Source organism: Szabonella alba (assembly GCF_016765775.1).
GTDB classification, from domain to species: domain Bacteria; phylum Pseudomonadota; class Alphaproteobacteria; order Rhodobacterales; family Rhodobacteraceae; genus Szabonella; species Szabonella alba.
In genome coordinates, this window is record NZ_JAESVN010000002.1 from 320,254 (window position 1) to 341,382 (window position 21,129).

Sequence of the window (21,129 nt, forward strand, 5' to 3'; positions counted from 1 at the left end):
CTGAGGGGCCCGAAGGCCATGGAGAAAGACTGCGGTGCCGGGCGCATCGCAGGGTTGCGGGGTCAAGTGGTGCCGGGGGGTCAGGCCCCGGCGCGCTCCGGTTCTGCCAGTTGGCTTTCGGCGTGATGGCAGGCGGCGCGCTGTCCCGGCGCGGTTTCGCGCAGGGACGGGATTTCAGCGGTGCAACGGGCGGTCGCAAGCGGGCAGCGCGGGGCGAAATGGCATCCCGGCGGCGGGTTCAGCGGCGAAGGGATCTCACCGCTGATCGGCTTCACCTCCATCAGCACCTCCCCCTCGGCGGCGATGCGCGGAACCGAATCCAGCAGCGCCGCCGTATAGGGATGGCTTGGCCGCCCGAACACCTGATGTGTTTCGCCCAGTTCGACGATCCGGCCCAGATACATCACCGCCACCCGGTCGGACACATGGCGCACAACCGACAGATCATGGCTGATGAACACGCAGGTCAGATCAAGATCGCGCCGCAATTCCAGAAAGAGGTTGATGACCTGCGCCTGAATCGACACATCCAGTGACGCCACGGGTTCATCGCAGATCAACAGCTTGGGCTGCATCGCCAGCGCGCGGGCAATCGCGATGCGCTGCCGCTGACCGCCGGAAAACTGATGCGGATAGCGGTCGGCCAGTGTGGGGTCCAGCCCCGCGTGCGACAGCCATTTCGCGACATGGGCGCGGGCGCCCGAGCGCGGCACGATGCCATGGGCAACCGGGCCTTCGGCCACCGCCTCGCCCACCTTCATGCGCGGATCAAGGGATGCGAACGGGTCCTGAAACACCGTCTGCACGGCGGTGGTGACCTTGCGGCCTTCCTCCATCAGGGCCAGCCCGTCCAGCATGACCTTGCCGGTGGTGGGCGGATAGATCCCCGCGATGACACGGCCCAGCGTCGATTTTCCGCAACCCGATTCCCCGACAAGGCCCAGCGTCTGACCCTTCGCCAGCGTCAGCGAGACACCGGAAACCGCCGTCAGCGAAGGTGGCGGACCCCGGCGGATCGCCGCGCGCAGGATCCGGTCGCCCATCGACAGACGCGGCCCGAAGATCTTTGAGACATTCTCGATTTTCAGATAGGTTTCACGATGCTGGTTCATGACGTGATCCCTTCCTGCGCGGGCTGGTCCAGCGGATGGAAACAGCGCCAGCTTCGCCCTGCAGCCTCGGTCAGTTCAGGAACGGAGGTGCAGGCCGGGCTGGCAAAGGCACAGCGCGGCGCGAAGGCGCATCCCGGCGGCAGCGCCATCATCGAGGGCATCGAACCCGGGATCTGCCGCAGCGCCTGCCCCGGCGCTGTCGCATGGGGCATCGAATCCAGCAGGCCGCGCGTATAGGGATGCCGGGGCTGGCGCAGCACCTGTGCTGCCGGACCTGTTTCGACGATCCGTCCGGCATACATGACCGCGATGCGCTGGGCGATGCCGGACACCACGGCAAGATCATGGCTGATCCAGATCATCGCGACCCCGAATTCGCGCGCCAGCATCTTCATCTCGGTCACGATCTGCGCCTGAATGGACACATCCAGTGCGGTTGTCGGTTCATCCGCGACGATGACCGCCGGGCGGTGCAGCAGCGCGATGGAAATGGCGACCCGCTGTCGCATCCCGCCTGAAAATTCATGCGGATAGGCCTTCAGCCGCGCGCGGGCCGAGGGGATGCCGACCCGTTCCAGCGCTTCGGCGCAGCGATCCTCGGACGCGCGGGGGGACAGTCGTTCATGCGCGGCCAGCGCCATTTCCATCTGCTGCCCGATGGTCAAGAGCGGGTTCAGCGTCGCAATCGGATCCTGAAAGATCATCGCGATGTCGCGTCCCCGGCGGCGCCGCAGATCGGGTTGCGCCATGCCGACCAGTTCATCGCCCTTCAGCCGGACCGACCCGCCGGTGATTTTTCCGGGAGCGTCGATCAGGCCCAGAAGGGAAAAGCCGGTCACGCTTTTGCCCGAACCGGATTCGCCCACAAGTCCGATGATCTCCCCCTCATTCAGCGAGAAGGACACGTCATTGACGGCACGGAGGGTTCCGGCGGCGGTGAAAAACTCGGTCCGCAGGTCGCGGACTTCCAGAACGGGACTCATCTGCGCAGCCTCGGGTTGAGTTGGTCGCGGATCTGGTCCCCGACGATGTTGATGGCCATGATCAGCAGGATCAGCATCAGCCCCGGATAGACCGACAGCCAATAACGACCGCTCATCATGTATTGAAACCCGTTGGCGATCAGCATGCCCAGCGACGGTTCGGTCACCGGCAGGCCAAGGCCCAGAAAGGACAGCGTGGCCTCCAGCGAAATGGAGGAAGCGATCTGCACCGTGGCCACAACAATCAGCGGCGGGGCGCAATTGGGCAACAGATGGCGGAAGATCACCCGCCGGGCGGAAAGCGGCGTCGCCAGCGCGGCCTCGATATAATCCTTGCGCCGTTCGGCCGTGGCCGCACCATAGGCGGTGCGCGCGAAATAGGCATATTGCGCGGCGACCAGCGCGGTAATCAGCTGCGCCTTGCCCTGTCCCAGCAGCGCCGAGAGCACCAGCGCCAGCAGGATCGCGGGAAAGGACAGCTGCAGATCCACCATCCGCATGAGGACCGTTTCGACCCAGCCGCCGATATAGGCCGCGAGAACCCCGATTGTCGCGCCGATGGTCAGCGCGATGAAGCCCGCGGCAAGGCTGATCTGGATCGAGATCCTCAGCCCGTAAAGGATGGCCGACAGAAGATCGCGCCCCTGCGCATCGGTGCCAAGGATATGGACATATCCGCCCGATCCCACATGGCCCGGCGGGCGGCGGGCATCCATCAGCGACAGCGTCTGTAGGTTATAGGGATCCTGCGGCGCGACAAAAGGCGCAAACAGGGCGACAAAGGCCAGCAGGATCGTGATGCCAAGGGCCACGGTCGCAATCCGGTTGCGCCGGAATTCGCGCCAGAACAGCAGGATCGGCGGGGTTGGTTTGCCTGTTTCTGTCATTCCGACCGGGGGATTTTCCGTCGGGGCCTTGGGATTGCTCGGGGTCATGATTTCTGCCTTCCGCTGCGGATGCGCGGGTCGATCAGGGCAAAGACCAGATCGACGGTGAAATTGATCATCACAAAGACGAAGGCGGTCAGCACCAGATAGGCCACCATCACGGGCCGGTCCAGAACGGTGATCGAGTCGATGATCAGCTTGCCCACGCCGGGCCATGAAAAGATCGTTTCGGTCACGACGGCGAAGGCTAGGGTTGACCCAAGCTCAAGCCCGAAGACGGTGATGATCGGGATCGAGATCAGTTTCAGCACATGGCGGCGCAGGATGGTCGCCTCGGATATCCCGGCGGCGCGGGCGAATTTCACGGTGTCCGACAGCATCGCCTCGCGCGTGCCGGCGCGCGCCAGGCGGATCATCATGGCCATCTTGAACAAGGCAAGGTTCAGCGCGGGCAGCACGATATGGCTAAGGCCATTGGCGGTCAGAAAGCTCCATTCCACGCCGAAAACCATCACGGTTTCACCGCGTCCGCCCGCCGGAAAGATACCGAAATGAACCGCAAAGGTCAGAATCAGGATCAGCCCGACCCAGAAGGAGGGTACCGAAAACCCAAGGATCGACAGCCCCATGATAAGCTTTGCAATCCGGCTTTCGGGGTTTACCCCGGCATAGATGCCCAGTGAAACCCCGGTGACCGTCGCGAAGAGGATCGAGATCAGCACCAGTTCCAGCGTTGCGGGCAGGCGTCCGCCGATCAGTTCCAGAACTGGCATGTTGTAGATGAAGGACCGCCCGAAATCACCCTGAAGCAGGTTCCAGGCGAAGATGCCGTATTGCTTCCACAAGGGCAGATCGAGACCCAGACGGCGGATCACCTCTTCGCGCATGGCGATGGTGGCATCCGGGGGGATCACGATATCGACCGGGTTCCCGACCGCATAGACCCCCAGAAAGACGATCATCGACATGACGACCATCACAAGAGCGGCCTGAAGGGCGCGTTGAATGATGAAGGCGAGCATCCTGGCGGATATCTCCGGACGGGAAGGGGCTTGGATGGGGCGGGGTCGGGCGGGCCGGGGCGCGTGACGGGACGCGCCCCGGCCGGATGTCTTACTGTTTCGGCTTGATCGGATAGGCCAGCGTATCGCCATCGGTGCGCGGGGTGAAATCAAGCTCTCCGGCGCGGGCGGCCCAGACCGACTGCAACTGCACGATGGGGATCAGCACCTTGTCATCGGCGGCCAGTTCCATTGCGCTTTCAAGGATTTCGCGGCGCTTGTCCTCATCCAGCTCGACCATGCCCTGCTGGATCAGCGCATCAAGATCCGGGTTGGAATAGCTGATGCGGTTGAACCCGCCGAGGCCCTTATCGGCATCGGGCGTGTGCATCTGGCCACCCAGCGTATAGGTCGCCTCACCCGTGAGGGTGCCCCAGCCATTCATCGAGACGCTGTAATCGCCGCGCGCCTGCGCCGGGAAATAGACTGTGCGCGATGTGGCGTTGACGTTCACGGTCAGGCCGATCACGCTGAGCATCTGGCCAAGCCCCTGACAGATCGCCGCATCGCCCGGCAGACGGTCGGAGGAGCAGTAAAGGTCCATCTCGAACCCGTCGGGATAACCGGCCTCGGCCAGCAGGGCCTTGGCGCCTTCGGGGTCATAGACGGGTTTGGGCACATTCTCGGAATAGCCGAAGAACCCGGGCGGCATGCCCTGATCCGCCGGTTTGCCCAGACCTTCCAGCACGATCTCGACCATGGTTTCGCGGTCGATGGCCTTGTCGAGCGCCTGCCGCACACGGATATCGCGCAACGGGTTTTCCGGCAGGGCCGAGCCGTCCTTGGCGCGCAGGCCCGGCATTTCATCGGTGCGCTGATCCAGCAGCATGTTCATGATATAGATGCCGTCGCCGACGAAGATGTCCACGGCCGGATCGTTCTGCAATTGCAGGTAATCGGCCGAGGAGACATCGTTGACAAGGTTCACCTGCCCGGCCATCAGCGCGGCAAGGCGCGAGGAATCGTTGGGCATTTCCTTGCGGATCACGCGCTCCCATGCCGCAGGTCCGCCCCAGTAGTCGTCGAAGCGGTCCAGCACCAGATCGGCCTTCGGCTCCCAGCTGGTCAGTTTGAAGGGGCCGGTGCCGATGGAGGCCACGCCGCTGTTGAAGCCTTCGGCGGCGGTTTCGGGGGTCGAATAATCCGCCGCGGCCGTGTGGCTGACGATGAACAGCCGCACGAAATCATAGGGCAGGGACGGTGCAGGTCCGTCGGTATGGATATGGATCGTGTGGGGGTCGATGATCTCGACCTCCTGCACGCGGCGCACATAGATCGCGGTGGTGGTCGGGCCGGTCACGATGGGCGGGCGGGAGATCGAGAATTTCACATCCTCGGCGGTGAAATCGCTGCCATCGTGGAACTTGACGCCCTCCCGCAGTTTGAATTCCCATGTGTCGTCATCGACGGGGGACCATTCGGTCGCAAGGCCGGGCGCGATCTGCAGGGCTTCATCCGCCCAGACCAGCGTATCGAAAATATGTTTCGCGGCTTCCGCATGGGTGCCAAGGGCGGAATAATGCGGATCCATCGATTCCGGGCCTCCCCGGACGCCGATGGTCAAGGTCTCGGCCCCCGCCATTCCGGTCAGGAGGGCAATCGCGCCGGCAAGGCCGGTAATCCTGATATATGTCATGGTCATTCCCTGTTGTCGCCGTCGGTTGAAGACCCATGCAGGGCGGCGTTCCTGCATGTCCGTTCTGTGAAACCAAGTCTGCGGGTCGGGTGCAGCATGCGTCAAGAAAACGGCAATTTGTTTTCATGGCCCGGCCTTAAGTCCGCCTTATGAGCCCCGTCCAGATTTCAGAAACCTCTATTTTTCCTCATTATATCAGATCACTATCCTCCTTCTTTCGACGCGGCTTGCGGTCTGGTTCTTCCCTCTCCGGCGCTGTCGGGCAAAAGGGGGGCCTTGAAGGTCAGTTCTTGGGCATCTTGTGAATGCCGGTCATGGTGCCGGCCCCGTCCCGGCCGGTCCTTCAGGGCGGCGCATCCTGCACCCAGGCACCGACCGGGGCCGGTCGCACCGGGGCCTGATCCCGCAACCGGCCGATTTCGGCAGGCTTGCATCCCGCCTGTCCGGCAATCAGTTCGGCTGCGGCGATCTGGCAGAACCGTCCCTGACAGCGCCCCATGCCGATCCGGCCAAGTGATTTCACGCGGTTCGCCTCGGCGCCGCCATAGGCGGCGGTCTGGCGCAGATGGCCCGCTGTTACCCCCTCACACCGGCAGATGACCGTCGCATCGGGAAGGGCCTGCACCTGCGCGGCGGGCCAAGGAAAGGCGCGGGCGATGCCGGTTGCGAACCGCTCCATCCGGGCAAGCCTTTGCAGGTCAGCCGCCGGATCGGGCGCCGCAAGGCCCAGATCCTGCAGACAGGCGGTGGCGGCCAGCCGGCCCGCAATCTCGGCCCCGTCCGCGCCAAGGATGCGCAGTCCGTCGCCCGCCAGATACACCCCGTCCGCCACGCGTCCCATCCGGTCGGCCTGCGGCAGCCATTGCGACCAAAGTTCACTATATTCAAAGCGGCAGCCCGCAAGCCCCGCAAGCTGCGTCTCGGCCCGCAGATGCCAGCCAAGACCCACCATGTCGCATTCGCTGCGCTGCACCCGGCCTGCGGCACTGGTCCAGCGGATCGCGACAGGGCCGTTTTCGTCCGTCTCAATCTCTTGCAGCGTCACCCCGGACCGGTAAAGCCGCCCCAGCCTTGCGCGCATCATCATGCCGCGCAGGGCAAAGACCGGCCGCGCCAGCAGCGCCGGAAGCGCCGCCGCCTGCCGCGTCAACGGCGCGGTGTCCAGCACCGCCGCGATATCCGCCCCGGCCTTGCGCAACTGCACCGCCACAAGCGTCAGCAACGGCCCCGATCCGGCCAGAACGATCCGACGCCCCAGTGCCACACCCTGCGCCTTCAGCGCGATCTGTGCCGCGCCAAGACTGTAGACCCCGGGCGCCTGCCAGCCGGGCAGCGGGGCCAGCCGGTCGGTCGCGCCGGTCGCAAGGATCAGCCGGTCACAGGGCAGAACCCTGCGGCCATCGGGCGTCAGGACATGCAGCCCCGCATCCTTGCCCCCGCCGCCAACGGCCAGAACCGAACTTTGCGCGACATGCTCCAGCGCGCCCGTGGCGGCCATCCGGTCAAAAAGGTCATGCAGGGAGCGGGCCTTGCCAGCCTCGGACCCGTAAAGCTGTTCGGCGCTGCGCTGGAACCCGGCAGGGGGGCGGCGATAGATCTGCCCACCGGCGCGCGCGCCCTCATCCACCACAACGGGGCGCAGCCCGGCCTTGACCAATGTTTCGGCGGCCCGGATCCCGGCAGGGCCTGCACCGACAATGACGATGCGGGGGGCAGTGGGTCGCGCTGTTTCAATGGCGGTCATGGCCATGCCTCCGGCGTTCGGGTCAACAGGCGCATCCCCTCGGCCACCGGGGTTGAACAGGCGCGGATCCGGGGGCCGTTCTCCTGCCAGATCCAGCAATCCTGACAGGCGCCCATCAGGCAGAACCCCGCCCGGCCTTCGGTGCCGAATTCCGCCAGACGCAGCGCAGGCGCGTTGGCTAGCACGGCGGTCAGCACGCTGTCGCCCGCCAGTGCTGCGACCTCGCGCCCGTCCAGCCGGAACCACAGCGGCGTGCGCCCGGTTTCGGCAAGCCGTGTGATGCGGGCATCGGGGCGTGTCATTCGGCGGCCTCCGGCAGGCGCGCGCCGGGTTCGGGCATTTCGGGAAAGCGTTTGCGCACTTCGGCGAATGCCTCGGCCACGCCCCCCGGACCCGCCCGTCGGTCCATGCGGCGGAAAATCTCCGTCTTGGCAAAGAACCGCCAGTGAATTGGGAGACCCGACAGGATTTCGGTCAGAAGGTCATAGGCATCGCGCGTCCATTGCGCTTCATACGCGTCACGTTCGGCCCCATAGTGAAAAGGTTGAACCGGGGGCGGGAAGGTGCCGCGCAGCGTTGCCGTTGCCGCCTCATCCACCGCGCCGTCGGCAATCACCACACCATATTCGCGCGCTGCCGCCGCGACCGAGACATAGCCGCGCGCCACATCCTGCGCGACGCGCCAGGGTTCGCGCTCCAGCGGATCACCGCGCCCGCCACCGCCTGCCGAGACGATATCCAGCACATCGCCCGGCTGCAGAACGGCGGTGTCGATATTGCCCAGCCTTTGACAATCCTCACGCCCGGGGTTCAGGTGCATGTCCGAAAGTCCTGCCGCGCGTCCCCCCAGCATGCCCCAGGGCCGGAACCGCGACCGGTCGCGGTTGCGCGCCGTGATCCGGCTGTCGGGGGAAAAGACGCGAAAGGCCATGCGGGTTGCCAGCCCGCCGCGCCAGCGCCCCGGCCCGCCGGTATCGGTCGCCAGCCCGTAGCGGACGAATTCGATCGGGGTTTCGGTTTCGGTGATCTCGATCGGCGTATTCTTGAGATAGGCCGCATCGGCCCCCGATCCGTTGGTGCCGTCACGATGCGGCATGCCGCCGCCACCGCCGCAAACCGGGTTCACCGCAGATATCATGCGCTGGCCGTTGCGTTCATCCGTCGTCATGACATTCACGATGCAATTATTGCCCGCCGGGGCGGCTGGAAGCCGGTCCGGCACGGCCTGTGCAAATCCGCCGAAGATCAGCGAGCGCAGCCGCGCGCAGGTCAGCGACCGCATCCCAACCGCCGCCGGACTGACCGGGTTCAGGACCGATCCATGCGGCGCAATGCAGGTGAAGGGCCGGGTCAGTCCGGTGTTCAGCAGGATCTTGGGGTTGAGCGTGTAAAGAATGTAGTAAATCGCCACCAGAAGGATGGAATGGCGCGGATCCCCGCCCGAGGGTACATTCAGCGATGACCCAAGCTGCGGATCGGACCCGGTGAAATCCAGCACTGCCGCATCGCCGCTGATGGTCAGGGTCAGCTTCAGCCGGCAGGGATTCGCCTCGACGGAATCTTCATCGGCGTAGTCGATGAACTCCCATGTGCCATCCGGCATGGACCGCAGGATATCGCGGGCCTGGGCCTCGGAATGGTCCAGCAACTGCTCGACCCCTTCCAGAAAGGCGTCCTTGCCGAATTTCTCGACCATGGCGAGGATCTTGCGTTCTCCGGTGTTCAGCGCGCCGACCAGCGCCTTGATATCGCCAAGGTTCAGGTCGGGCTTGCGCACATTCGCGGTCATGATCTTCAGGATCTGTTCGTCAAAGACCCCCTCATTCACGATCTTCATCGGGGGAAACCGGATGCCTTCCTGATGGATCTCGGTCAGCGCGCGCGACAGGGACGCGGGCACCGCCCCGCCCATGTCGGTATTGTGGATATGCCCGCCGGTCCATGCGATGATCTCACCGTCATAAAAGACCGGTTTCCACAGAACCGTGTCGGGCGTATGGGTCGCGACATGGGCGGCATAGGTGTCATTGGTGAAGCCCACATCGCCGGGTTTGTAATCGGCGATCTGGTCAATGGCGCGCCCGAAGGTCAGGCCGACATACCATGTCGCGCCAAGATCCATCGGCACGGCAAAGGTCTCTCCCTTGCGGTTGAGAAGCATGACCGTGAAATCCTCGGTTTCCTTGACAAAGGCGGAATGCGCGGTGCGTTGCAGTGTATAGCCCATGTTCTCGGCAGCGGCCCGGGCATGGTTGGCGAGAACCTGCAGGTTCATGCGGTCGAACATGGTTTACTCCGCGAAAGTCAGATGAAGGTTCAGGTGACGGTCGACATGGGCCTTCGACCCCGCGGGGATGACAAAGGTGGTGTCATCCTGCGCGATAACGGCAGGCCCCTCGAATTCCGCGCCCGGGGTCAGGTCGCGACGCCGGAACAGCGGGATGTCGCGGGTTTCACCGCCGGTGAACACCGGCACCTGACGCTGCGCGCGCGCGGCAACGGGAACCTCTTCGGCCTCGGGGAAATGCAGTTCCGGTCCGGCGCCGATCGCGGACAGCCGCAGATTGACCAGCTCGATCAGGCTGTCATCGTCGTGGAAATCGTAAAGCCGGTCATGCATGGCATGAAAGGCATCGGCAATGGGGTCAAGCCGTGCCTCGGTGATCCAGTGCGGCATCAGCGGCACCTCGATCTCATAGCTTTGCCCGGCATAGCGCATATCGGCCGAAAGCCGCAGATCCGCCGGGCCCGCATGTCCCTGTGCGATCAGCCAGTCGCGCCCTTCGGTCATCAGGGTCTGCATCGCGCCCTTCAGCGCGGGCATGGTGTCGCGGTCCAGACGGGCGAATATCGTGCGGATGAAATCACCCCGCAGATCGGCAACCAGCCCGCCAAGCGCCGAAACCACCCCCGGACGGCGTGGGGCCATGACCCGCGTCATCCCCATTTCCCGTGCAAGGAAGGCCCCCAGCATCGGCCCGCCCCCGCCAAAGGGCATCAGGGTGAAATCACGCAGATCGACGCCTGACCGCGAGGCGAGTTTTTCCACCTCGACGAACATTTCCGAGATGGCGATATCGAGGATGGCCTGTGCGGTTTCCTCGGCGCTGCGCCCCAGTTGGGCGGCCAGCACATCGACGGCGGCGCGCGCCCGGTCGCAATCCATCTGCAACTGGCCATAGGCCATGTCACTATGCCCCAGCCAGCCGCAGACCACCATCGCATCGGTAACCGTGGCGCGGTTGCCCCCCCGCCCGTAACAGGCCGGGCCGGGGGTGGAGCCTGCGCTTTCAGGCCCGACGCGCAACACGCCCCGGTCATCGACATGGGCGATGGACCCGCCGCCGATCCCGATGGAGGAGACCGAGACAGAGGGGATGTAAAGCGGAAACTCCCCGATCAACTCTCCCGTGCCGAACTGGGCCTCGCCTTCGATAATCAGGGCGAAATCCGCCGAAGTGCCACCGATATCCAGCGTCAGGATGCGGCTTTCGCCCGCCTGCCGGGCCAGCCATGCCGCGCCGATCACGCCCGAGGCAGTTCCCGACAGCAGCATGTTCACGCAGGAGCGCTTGCCCTCGGCGGCATTCATCACCCCGCCGTTTGATTTTGTCAGCATCGGCTTTGCGGGAACGCCGCGCGCGGCCAGCCGGTCCTCCAGCGCGGTCAGATAGCCTGAAACGCGGGGATGGACATAGCCGTTCAGGATTGCCGTAGTCGTGCGTTCATATTCACGGATGACGGGCCAGACCTCGGATGAGGTGAAGATGAACAGATCGGGGGCCAGCCGCAGGATCTCGGCCTTGACCGCCTCTTCCTGCGCCGGATTGCGCCAGGAATGCAGAAGCGAGACGATAAGCCCTTTCGCCCCCCGCGCCCGTGCGGTGGCAAGGATGCCTTCCAGCACGGACAGGTCGGGCACAAGGCTTTCGCTGCCATCGGCGCGCATCCGGGCGGGAATGCCGAAGATGCGGTCGCGCGGGATCAGTTGATCGGGCCGCGAACAGAACAGCGAATAAACCTCGGGCATCCGCAGCCGGGCCAGTTCGATCACATCCTCGAAGCCCGCATTGGTGATCAGCGCCAGATCCGTGCCGCGCCGCTGGATGATGGTGTTGATCCCGACCGTGGTGCCATGCACGAACCGCGAGACCGCAGCCGGATCAAGCCCCTCACGTTCGGACAGCAGCGTCAGCCCGGTCAGCAGTTCCGCGCCCGGATCGTCCGGCGTGGTCAGCACCTTGAGCGAGGCAACCCTGCCCGTCCGTGCCTCAAGCGCGCAGAAATCAATGAAGGTGCCGCCGATATCGACGCCGATCTTCCAGTCCGCCGCACCTGCCTTGCCGCCGCCGTCCCCGGAGCCGGGAACCCTCGCACCGTCCATCTGTCACCCTTTCCTGATGCCTTGCAGAAAGCTGGCACGGGCCGGTGCGACGGGTCCAAGTTGCAATCCGCCAACCGACATAAGTCCCGCTTATGCACCTGCGGCATGCCGGGCCGGGCCGTTGCGACGCGGCCATAGGCATGCCTTATGGGATGCGCGCGATCCCGAATTTGACCGGCGCGGCAGGGCCGCTCAGGTTTGAGACGAGGGCGGCAAGACCTGCCCGGTCAGCCGAACGGACAGGGGACGGGCGAAGAATGGGGGACGGGCGAAGAATGGATGTGATCGTGATCGGCGGCGGCCTGATGGGCACCTCTGCGGCCTTCTTCCTTGCCCGGCGCGGGCTGCGCGTGACCCTTGTCGAGCGCAACCGTGTGGGCACCGGGGCCACGGTCGCCTCCTTCGGGAATATCCGGCGCAGCGGGCGCTATCTGCCACAACTGCCGCTTGCGCATCGGTCACTTGCGATCTGGAGGGAGGCCGAGAAACTGCTGAGGCGGGATGTCGAGTTCCGCAAGACCGGGCATATCCGCCTGATCTTTGACGCGGATTCTCGTGCGGACATGCGAAAATTCGCGACGGATGCCCGGCCCTGGGGGCTGGAGCTTGAAGAACTTACAGCCCGTGAGCTTCATGCCCGTTTTCCCGGTCTGGGGCCGACAGCGATCGGAGCCTCATGGTCGCCCGAGGATGGCTGCGGCAATCCCCGGCTGATCTGCCCTGCCTTCGCGGCGGCCGCGGCCGGGCTTGGGGCTGAGATTCTGGAGGATACGGAAGTTCTGGAGATCACGCCGACCGCCGCGGGGTTCCGGCTGGACACCTCCCGGGGGCCGCTTGCCGCCGGGGTGGTGCTGAATACGGCGGGCGCATGGGGTGCGCGCATCGCCGCGCGTTTCGGCGAAGAGGTACCGCTGACCCCGAAAGGCCCGCAGATGGGCGTCACCGAACCCCTGCCGCACCGGATTTTGCCGGTGGTGGGTGTCTGGACGCGGGATGCGTCGGACGGCTATTTCCGGCAGGTGGAGCGGGGCAATATCGTATTCGGGGGCGGCGCGGGCCGGGTCGATGTCGATCTGGACCCCGGCCATGCGAAATACGATCCGGCCCGCCTGCCGGTCCAGTTGCGCGGCTTGCTGCGGATGCTGCCCGCCCTGGCGGATGTGTCGGTTATCCGCACATGGTCAGGATGCGAGGGCTATATGCGCGACATGCTGCCTGTCATGGGGCCCTCAGGCACAACGCCGGGACTGTTCCACGCCTTCGGCTTTTGCGGGCATGGGTTTCAGCTTGGCCCGGGCGTGGGCGATGTGATGGCCGAACTGATCGCGACAGGTGCGACCGAAACACCCTTGCAGGATTTCCGCATCGACCGGTTCCGCGCGGCGGCCTGATCGCGCGGCCCCGACGGGGACGGGGGGCGCGGATCAGGCGCCCCGGGTTTCCCGGTCCAGCATGTCGAGATTTTCGGCGGCAAGCGGGCGTTGGCCCTCTTCGATCTCATGGATCATAGCGACCAGTCGCGCGGTGACCGGCGTCGCCACCCCCAGCTTTGCACCGATGGTGACGATGGGGCCGATCTGCGCATCGGCCTCGGTCCGGCGTTTGCGGATGGCAAGATCGCGCCAGATGCCGGAATGCGACTTGGTGGACCGGCGGTTCTGGATCACCATGCGGGCAAAGGAATCCGCGATCACCGCCGCATCCGCGCCGGGCAGAAAGGCATCCGGTTCAAACCCGTCAAAACCCCTGAGTGTCACACCTTGCGCCTGCGCCACGCGAACGACTTCCTGCCCCAGACGCAGAAAGACCGGGCGCCATGTTTCGGCCTCCAGCGCATCGGCGATGCTTTCATTGGTCAGCGCCGTGCCGAACAGCAGCGCGCCATAGATCAGCTTGCCCCAGAGATAGCTCCAGATTGCACTCGTCATCCGGGCATTTTCGTCAAAGCCCAGCAACAGCATATGCAGGGCTTCAAGACGTGGGCTGATATCGCCGTCCAACTCGCCGATGACCATGGTGCCGCGACCGCTGTAGTGAACGACACCGGGTTCCATCCAGTCCGCGCCGAAATTCACGAAACAGCCGATGGTGCGTTCCGGACCGATGATGGCCTGAATCTCCAGTTCATTCAGCCCGTTCTGCGCCGACAGGACATAGCCCTGCGGTGACAGGAACGGCGCAAGGCTTTTGGTTGCGGCAGCGGTGTGCTGTGCCTTCACGCATAGAAAGATGCGGTCATAAACGCCGGTGACCCGATCGGGGGTAAAGGCCGGGGCCTGCACCAGATCGCGAAAGATCGGGCCTTCGATCCGAAGGCCGGTTTCATTGATCGCCGCCACATGGGCGGCATCGGTATCGACGAAAACCACCGTTTCACCGGCCCGCAGCAAGGCTGCGCCCAGTGTGCCGCCAATGGCGCCTGCGCCCCAGATCAGGATGGGTCCGCTCATGCCCAGGGGCCTTCGATCAGGGCGCGGGTTTCCTCAACCGCGACGGACCAGATCGACAGCATTTCGGCATCCGGGCGTTCGTAATAGCCGCCGTAATTGCCATCGCCCAGATAGGCGCGCACCGCCTCGGGTCCCATCACCCGCAGGCGGGCCGCGTCGACCATGGGTTTTTGCTGCGCGGGCTGGATGACACCGGGCAGCCGCGTCCAGGGAAAATTCTCCATCCATGAGGCATGTGACGCGACGGGGTCGATTTCCTGCACGCGGGCAAAGGTGCGCGGCGCGTTCCACCAGTTGTGGAACTTCACCGCCACATCCGGATTGTCGGCCATCCATTCAATGGCCAGACTCGCCGCTGGCTGATTGCCGCCATGGCCATTGACCAGAAGGATGCGGCGAAAACCTTGCCGTTTCAGGCAGTCCAGAATGTCACGCATCATCCGCACATAAGTTTCCACCCGCAGGCTGACGCTGCCGGGAAAGGCCAGAAAATAGGGGGTCAGCCCGTAGGACAGAACCGGAAAGACCGGAATTCCCAGCGGTTCGGCCGCATCCAGCGCGATTTTTTCGGACAGGATCGAATCGACCGAAAGCGACAGGCCGCCATGTTGTTCGGTCGAACCCAGCGGCAGGATCGCGCGATTGTCGGTCTGCAGGTAATCCTCGACCTGCCGCCAGTTCATATCCGAGATCTTCATACGACTTCCTTTCGATTCGTCTGTTGGGCTGTCGCGCCATTGAGGGGTTTCACCAACCGGTCGATATCGCCCGGATCGGGGATGTGCCGGTATTCGATGATCGTGATGCCGGGACGCGCGAGGGCGATGCTGCCTTCGGCCCCCGTTGCATGGATCAGCACCTCACGACCCCCGAGCAGGTCGGCCAAGGTGGGGTCGTCCTCGGAAATGGTGAGGATGTCCTGACAATGGGCGGCAAAACGCTGCACGCCGAACCGCAGGATCGGCAGGAAGGACGGGAAATGCGAGACCACCGCGACCGGGGCCATCGGGTCGATGGAGGCCAGCGCAAGCCGCGTCGGCTCGGACGGAATGAACCGGATCGGCACGACCTTGGTGCCGGGCAGCAGTTCGACCAGCCGGTCGCGCAGGGTCAGGAAGGTCACCACCATATCTGCGGCGATGGTCCGGCTGCGCAGGGCGGGATCGGTTTCAAGGGCCTCGACCGTGACGGGCTGGACCGAGGCCCCCGGCCCGATCTGTGCGGCGATGGCATCGGCATAGCTGCGGGTCGCGTCATCGAACAATCCGGCCACAACGATGGTGCGGCGCCGCCCCGTGGCCAGCCGATGATCCAGCCTTGCATTGAACAGCAGGCGGAATTCGTCCAGCCCGATGCCGCGCGCATCCGTCTCGTCCAGCAAGCGGTCAATCGCGCCGTGCAATTCGGTGATATCGGTGCGCGCCGCCATCTGGGCGCGTGCGCTGTCGGCGACGAAGGTGCCCGCACCGGTGCGGGTTTCGACAAGACCGTCCCGCTTCAGCTCGGCATAGACCTGACTGACGGTCATGGGCGCCACGCCCACCTGTTCGGCAAGGTCGCGCACCGAAGGCAGTGCCGCACCGATCCCGAGATCACCGAAAGAGATCGCATATTCGATCATGCCGCGAAGCTGGCGACGGATCGGAATCTCGGAATGTCTGTTCAGAAAAAATTCCATGAAACACCTCTGACTGTTCCACATGGTTAGGACGCCTGCGCGCCTTCGGCAAGGATATTGCAACTATAATGCTGTCAGGGGCGGATGGTTTATCCGGTGATGACTGTTTTTCAGGCGAAGTTTGCGCAGGACGCGACAAGGCGGCGGGGCCAAAGCGAATCGGCCGGTCTTGAGGGAAAACCGGGTGATTGGATGGTGATTCGATCAAATTCGTTTCCAAACCGTCCAATGTATAAGGCAGGAAGATGAAGCCATAACCCGGGCAACTTGGTCGAATCCCGATCCGCGTGAAATTTGTGCAGTGTTACAGGAAATCTTTCCCGGATCGCATCTGCGGTCGGGAATTCGTTGACAGAACGATCTTAACGCGAAACTGTATTACTAGAATGTAACAATATGGCAGGGCGGTGCAGACCCGTCCCATGCCATGGCACCCTAACAGGGCTTTTGTCATGTTAAAATATATCGGTGGTCGTTTGGCCGCCATCATTGCGCTTGCCTTCGGCATCAGCGTGCTCGTCTTTCTCATGATCCGGCTGATCCCGGGGGACCCGGTGATTGCCCTTCTGGGATCGCAGGCAGGCAATGCCGAGATGATCGAGCGGCTGCGCGGGCAGCTTGGCCTGAACGAGCCGCTGATCCAGCAATATCTGATCTGGCTGGGCAATGTGTTTCAGGGCGATTTCGGCTATTCTTATGGTCGGCAGCGCCCGGTTCTGGAACTGCTGAGCATCAATTTCGGCCCGACGGCGCAACTGACCCTCGCCGCGCTGATCCTGTCCGTCTCATTCGGGCTGCTTCTGGGCGCATGGGCTGCGGTGCGCCGCAACCGTGCGCCCGACACAATCGGCATGGGGCTGGCGCTGGCCTTCATGTCGATGCCCAGTTTCTGGCTGGGCCTGCTGCTGATCCTGCTGTTCGCGGTGACATGGCCGATCTTTGATGTGGTGGGGGGTACCTCGTTCAAGGGGCTGGTGCTGCCCGCCGTCACGCTGGCGCTGGGCACGATCGGGTTCAACGCGCGGTTCGTGCGCTCATCGCTGCTGGCGGCGCAGAGCCAGAAGCACGTTCTGACCGCGCGGGCCAAGGGGTTGCGGCGCCATGTCGTCTTTCTGCGCCATGTGCTGCGCAATTCGCTGCTGCCGATCCTGACGGTGGTCGGTCTGCAACTGGGCAATCTGCTGTCTGGCACGGTGGTGGTGGAGACAGTGTTCTCCCGTCCCGGGCTTGGGCGGCTCTTGGTCGATGCGATCCTGTCCAAGGACTACCTGACCATTCAGGCCGTCGTTCTGGTCATTGCGCTGATCTACGCGCTGGTGAACTTCATGGTCGATCTGCTGTATCCGGTGCTCGACCCCCGGATCGCGCGGCGCTGACGGGGGATGGACCAGATGACAGTTTCTTCCGAAAACGCACAGACCGCCGACAGCGCCCAAGGCCTTGCCCCGAAAACGCCGCTTTGGACCCGGTTGCGCCGGGCATATCGCCACCGCGCGCTGGCCATCGGAACGGTGATCTGTCTGCTCTTGGTGCTGATGGTCACGGCGGCACCGCTGCTGACAGCGGCCGATCCCAATATGCAACGCGCGATGATGACGTTTCAGCCACCCTCGGCCGAGGCGCTGATGGGCACCGATGCCTTTGGCCGCGACATGCTGGCGCGGGTGCTTTATGGCGGCCGCGTCACGATGCTGGCCAGCCTGACGGTGGTGGTGCTGGGTGCGTTTTTCGGCACGATTTTCGGGTTGGTGGCGGGATATGTCGGCGGGGCGACGGGTTTCGTCATCATGCGCTTTGTCGATCTGCTGCTGGCCTTTCCCGGCATCCTGCTGGCGCTGGCGATCACCGCCATTCTGGGACCGGGCCTTATCAACGGGGTCATCGCGATCTCAATCATTCTGATCCCGGTCTATGCGCGACTGGTCGAAGGCGCGACGGCCGAGGTCCGCGCCCTGCCTTTCGTGCAGGCCGCGGTGACGCTGGGCGCGGGACCGCTGCGCATCATGGCAACCCATATCCTGCCCAATGTGCTGTCGCCGGTGATCGTCATGACGACCTCATGGCTGGGCGTTGCGGCGCTCTGGATCACGGCGCTGGGCTTCATCGGGCTGGGCGTGCAGCCGCCGCAGCCAGAATGGGGCGCGATCCTGAATGACGGGCAGGCCTATCTGACCCTTGCATGGTGGATCACCGTCTTTCCGGGGCTGTTCCTGTCGCTCTTCGTGGTTGGGGTGAACCTGATCGGCGACGGGCTGCGCGATGAGCTTGACCCGACACTTTCAAAATAACGAACCCAACAGAGGAAAAGACCATGAAACGGAAACTGCCCCTCATTCTTGCCGCGCTTGGCCTGACATTCACGGCCCCTGCCGCGATGACACAGGAGCTGGTTGTAGGCTGGTCCGCGCCGAATGACACGCTGAACCCTGTTACCACGGGGCGGCGCGATACCGGCCCGATCCTGTCGAACATCTTTGATACGCTTGTCTGGCTGACACCGGATTTCAAGGTGGAGCCGCTGCTGGCGACCGAGTGGAGCGTTTCCGAGGACCGGCTGAGCTATACGTTCAAACTGCGCGAGGATGTCGCCTTTCATGACGGCACCCCGTTCAATGCAGCGGCGGTGGTCCGCAACTTTGAATACATCATGGACCCCGATACGCAGTCCAAGATCTCACTGGGGTTGCTTGGCCCCTGCAGGACCGCCGAGGCGACCGGCGAGTTCGAACTGAAGATCACCTGCGGTCAGCCCTATGGCGCATTGCTGGCGCAGATCGGCGAACCCTATCTGGGCATCCAGTCCCCTGCCGCGATCGAGACCTATGGCGCCGATCTGGGTCAGCACCCGGTCGGGACGGGTCCGTTCCGGTTTGTCGAACTTATGTCCGATGACAGCGTGGTCCTTGAACGCAACCCCGATTACAACTGGATGGCGGCCTCGCTGAACCATGAAGGCCCCGCGAATATCGAGAAGATCACCTTTCAGGTCGTCACCAATTCGCAGGCCCGCGTCAGCCAGTTTCAAAGCGGGCAAAGTCATGTGATGCACCGGGTTCCGGGACTGCACTGGAAAACGCTTGGCGCATCGGGGCGCTACAACACCTATGAGGTGCCGATCAGCGGTCTGGGCATCTTCGCCCCGATCAACGCCTCGACCTTCCCGACCGATGATCTGGCGGTGCGCAAGGCCATCCTGCATGCCGTGGATCAGGAGGGCGTCGTGCAACTGGCCGAGGCCGGGGTTTTTCCGGTCAGCCGCACACCCCTGACCGAGGGGCTTCTGGGGCATGATCCCGCGCTTGCCGAGGGCTATGGCTATGATCCCGAGAAGGTGGCCGAGGTGCTGGAGGCTGCTGGCTGGACCATGGGAAGCCAGTTCTGGGAAAAGGACGGTCGCACCCTGTCGCTGAAGATCACCGCGATTTCCGAAAACGCCAGCTACATGGCGCTGGCGCAGGCGATCCAGGGCTATCTGGCAGCAGTCAATATCGAGGCGACACTCGAACCCATGACATCGCCGGCCTGGAATGCCGCGAATATCGCGGGTGAGATGAACCTGACCCCGCTGCAATATATCGCGGTCGACCCCGACGCGCTGCGTTTCTGGTTCACGGAAGGCCAGTATTTCAACTGGTCGCACTGGACCGACCCGGCGTTCACCGAACTTCTGGATGAGGCGGTGGCCCTTGCGGATGAAGGCGCGCGCGCCGAGGCCTATCGCGAGGCGCAGCGCATTCTTCTGGACAATGCCGTGATCCTGCCGATCCGCCAGAATCTGGATCTGACCATGTCGGCGAAAAACGTGACCGGCATCACCTGGTCGGGTGGCGGATTTCAGTACTTCGGCGCGGTGAAGATCGAGGACTGAAGCGGGTTCCGCCCGAAGCCGCGACCGGACGCTCCCCCGGTCGCGGCGATTATCCAGCAGAAAGGATGACAGAAATGCGCAGCTTCATAACGGCCCGCCGCCTGATCGACGGCAAGGGCGGCGTGATGACCGGACAGCCGGTGGTCGAGATCGACGGGGCGCGGATCGTCGCGCTGCACGAAAACGCCCCCGAAGGCGCAGAGTTGCGCGATTTCGGCGATGCGACGATCCTGCCGGGCCTGATCGACACCCATGTCCATCTGAACATGCCCGGCAACGGGATGCTGCTGGAAGAGGTGATGCGCGAGGGCGTCGAGGTGATGCTGGCCACCTCGGTCGGCTCGGCCCTGCAGGCGCTGGGCGCGGGCATCACGACGGTGCGCGATGTGGGCTGTTTCGGCACCACCGCCTTTTCGGTGCGGCGCGCGCTTGCACTTGGCTATGCAACCGGCGCGCGGGTCATGGCGGCGGGGGCACCGATCACCATCACCGGCGGCCATACCTGGTATATGGGCGGCGAATGCGACGGCGAGGAAGCGCTGCGCCACAAGGTGCGTGCGCTGATCAAGGACGGGGCCGAGTTCATCAAGGTGATGGGCAGCGGTGGCGGCACGCTGAACACGGCGTCATGGCGGCCTGCCTTCACGCAGGACGAGATGGATGCCATCGTGTCCGAGTCCCATCGCAATGAACGCCGGGTGACGGTCCATTGCCTCTGCGCCGAGTCCATCGACATCGCGGTGCGGGCCGGGGTGGACCAGATCGAACATGCGGGATTCATCCGCAGGAATGCACCGCAGCATTACGATGCTGCCGTGGCTGAACGTCTGGCGAAATCGGGTATTCCGGTGACGACCACGCTGGCCGTGGGGGCGACGGCGATCAATGCCATGCAGCAGATCGAAGGGCGCAGCCCTGAACAGGACGCCTTCCTTGCCCGCTGGCAGCGGATGCTGGCCGAGAATGTCGAACAGTTCACCCGGCTGTCCGAGGCGGGCGTGACCTTCGTTGCGGGCACCGATGCGGGCTGGCGATTTACCTCTTTCGACAGTCTGGTGCTGGAACTGCAGATGATGGAACAGGGCGGCATGGCGGTTTCCGACTGCATCGCCGCTGCGACGGGCCGCGCCGCCGGGGTGATCGGCCTTGAGGATCGCGGCATCCTTGCGCCGGGGCTTCTGGCCGATCTGATTGTCGTCAAAGGCAACCCGCTGGAGGATCTGGCAGCCCTGCACGATCTGGACCTGATCCTGCAAGGCGGTGTTGACCATCTGCCGACCCCGCGCGCGCAGCGGGCGGCGCAGGCCATGACCGTTCCGGGCTGAC

Annotated in this window: 17 protein-coding genes; 5 read left to right on the forward strand and 12 right to left on the reverse strand. The window is 64.1% G+C overall.

Translation table 11 applies throughout. The features are described from left to right. Positions 1 to 80: 80 nt before the first annotated feature. The 9 genes from JL811_RS05990 to JL811_RS06030 form a co-directional block, all read right to left on the reverse strand. Positions 81 to 1,112, reverse strand: a complete 1,032-nt coding sequence (locus JL811_RS05990) for an ABC transporter ATP-binding protein (RefSeq protein ID WP_202687583.1) — start codon at positions 1,110 to 1,112, stop codon at positions 81 to 83. Next, positions 1,109 to 2,095, reverse strand: a complete 987-nt coding sequence (locus JL811_RS05995) for an ABC transporter ATP-binding protein (protein WP_202687584.1) — start codon at positions 2,093 to 2,095, stop codon at positions 1,109 to 1,111. Before JL811_RS05995 ends, JL811_RS05990 begins: the two co-directional genes overlap by 4 nt. After that, positions 2,092 to 3,030, reverse strand: coding sequence for an ABC transporter permease (locus JL811_RS06000; RefSeq protein WP_237684826.1), 939 nt, complete (start codon positions 3,028 to 3,030; stop codon positions 2,092 to 2,094). Before JL811_RS06000 ends, JL811_RS05995 begins: the two co-directional genes overlap by 4 nt. Further along, positions 3,027 to 4,004 (reverse strand): ABC transporter permease, encoded by a 978-nt coding sequence (locus JL811_RS06005; RefSeq protein ID WP_202687585.1) that lies wholly within the window; start codon positions 4,002 to 4,004, stop codon positions 3,027 to 3,029. Before JL811_RS06005 ends, JL811_RS06000 begins: the two co-directional genes overlap by 4 nt. 91 nt (positions 4,005 to 4,095) lie before the next feature. Continuing rightward, a complete protein-coding gene (locus tag JL811_RS06010) occupies positions 4,096 to 5,679 on the reverse strand; it encodes an ABC transporter substrate-binding protein (RefSeq protein WP_237684827.1) in 1,584 nt (527 codons plus the stop codon). Positions 5,680 to 6,022: 343 nt separating this feature from the next. Then, positions 6,023 to 7,423, reverse strand: coding sequence for an FAD/NAD(P)-dependent oxidoreductase (locus tag JL811_RS06015; RefSeq protein WP_202687587.1), 1,401 nt, complete (start codon positions 7,421 to 7,423; stop codon positions 6,023 to 6,025). Further along, positions 7,420 to 7,725 carry a (2Fe-2S)-binding protein gene (locus JL811_RS06020; RefSeq protein WP_202687588.1) on the reverse strand — a complete coding sequence of 102 codons (306 nt, stop codon included), beginning with the start codon at positions 7,723 to 7,725 and terminating at the stop codon, positions 7,420 to 7,422. Before JL811_RS06020 ends, JL811_RS06015 begins: the two co-directional genes overlap by 4 nt. After that, a complete protein-coding gene (locus tag JL811_RS06025) occupies positions 7,722 to 9,710 on the reverse strand; it encodes a hydantoinase B/oxoprolinase family protein (protein WP_202687589.1) in 1,989 nt (662 codons plus the stop codon). The genes JL811_RS06020 and JL811_RS06025 overlap by 4 nt, the downstream gene beginning before the upstream one ends. A 3-nt stretch (positions 9,711 to 9,713) precedes the next feature. Next, complete coding sequence (locus JL811_RS06030) at positions 9,714 to 11,807, reverse strand: hydantoinase/oxoprolinase family protein (protein ID WP_202687590.1); 2,094 nt, start codon at positions 11,805 to 11,807, stop codon at positions 9,714 to 9,716. A gap of 275 nt (positions 11,808 to 12,082) precedes the next feature. Here JL811_RS06030 and JL811_RS06035 point away from each other — a divergent pair, with 275 nt between their 5' ends. Beyond that, a complete protein-coding gene (locus tag JL811_RS06035; RefSeq protein ID WP_202687591.1) occupies positions 12,083 to 13,198 on the forward strand; it encodes an NAD(P)/FAD-dependent oxidoreductase in 1,116 nt (371 codons plus the stop codon). A gap of 33 nt (positions 13,199 to 13,231) precedes the next feature. Here JL811_RS06035 and JL811_RS06040 read toward each other — a convergent pair whose 3' ends face one another. Genes JL811_RS06040 through JL811_RS06050 form a run of 3 tightly spaced genes read right to left on the reverse strand, consistent with a single transcriptional unit; the run spans position 13,232 to position 15,935 of the window. After that, positions 13,232 to 14,257 (reverse strand): ketopantoate reductase family protein, encoded by a 1,026-nt coding sequence (locus JL811_RS06040; protein WP_202687592.1) that lies wholly within the window; start codon positions 14,255 to 14,257, stop codon positions 13,232 to 13,234. Next, positions 14,254 to 14,955 carry a creatininase family protein gene (locus JL811_RS06045; RefSeq protein WP_202687593.1) on the reverse strand — a complete coding sequence of 234 codons (702 nt, stop codon included), beginning with the start codon at positions 14,953 to 14,955 and terminating at the stop codon, positions 14,254 to 14,256. Before JL811_RS06045 ends, JL811_RS06040 begins: the two co-directional genes overlap by 4 nt. Next, on the reverse strand, positions 14,952 to 15,935 hold the full coding sequence (locus JL811_RS06050) for a GntR family transcriptional regulator (protein ID WP_202687594.1): 984 nt from the start codon (positions 15,933 to 15,935) through the stop codon (positions 14,952 to 14,954). The genes JL811_RS06045 and JL811_RS06050 overlap by 4 nt, the downstream gene beginning before the upstream one ends. A 452-nt stretch (positions 15,936 to 16,387) precedes the next feature. Between JL811_RS06050 and JL811_RS06055 the strand changes: the two genes are divergently transcribed. The 4 genes from JL811_RS06055 to JL811_RS06070 all read left to right on the forward strand — a co-directional run bounded on the left by JL811_RS06055 (position 16,388) and on the right by JL811_RS06070 (position 21,128). Continuing rightward, positions 16,388 to 17,311, forward strand: coding sequence for an ABC transporter permease (locus tag JL811_RS06055; protein ID WP_202687595.1), 924 nt, complete (start codon positions 16,388 to 16,390; stop codon positions 17,309 to 17,311). Between the two features lie 15 nt (positions 17,312 to 17,326). Continuing rightward, positions 17,327 to 18,223: an ABC transporter permease gene (locus JL811_RS06060; RefSeq protein WP_202687596.1), complete on the forward strand. Its 897-nt coding sequence runs from the start codon at positions 17,327 to 17,329 to the stop codon at positions 18,221 to 18,223. A 23-nt stretch (positions 18,224 to 18,246) separates the two neighbouring features. Further along, positions 18,247 to 19,803 carry an ABC transporter substrate-binding protein gene (locus JL811_RS06065; RefSeq protein ID WP_202687597.1) on the forward strand — a complete coding sequence of 519 codons (1,557 nt, stop codon included), beginning with the start codon at positions 18,247 to 18,249 and terminating at the stop codon, positions 19,801 to 19,803. A 74-nt stretch (positions 19,804 to 19,877) separates the two neighbouring features. Then, a complete protein-coding gene (locus tag JL811_RS06070; RefSeq protein ID WP_202687598.1) occupies positions 19,878 to 21,128 on the forward strand; it encodes an amidohydrolase family protein in 1,251 nt (416 codons plus the stop codon). Position 21,129 lies beyond the last annotated feature (1 nt).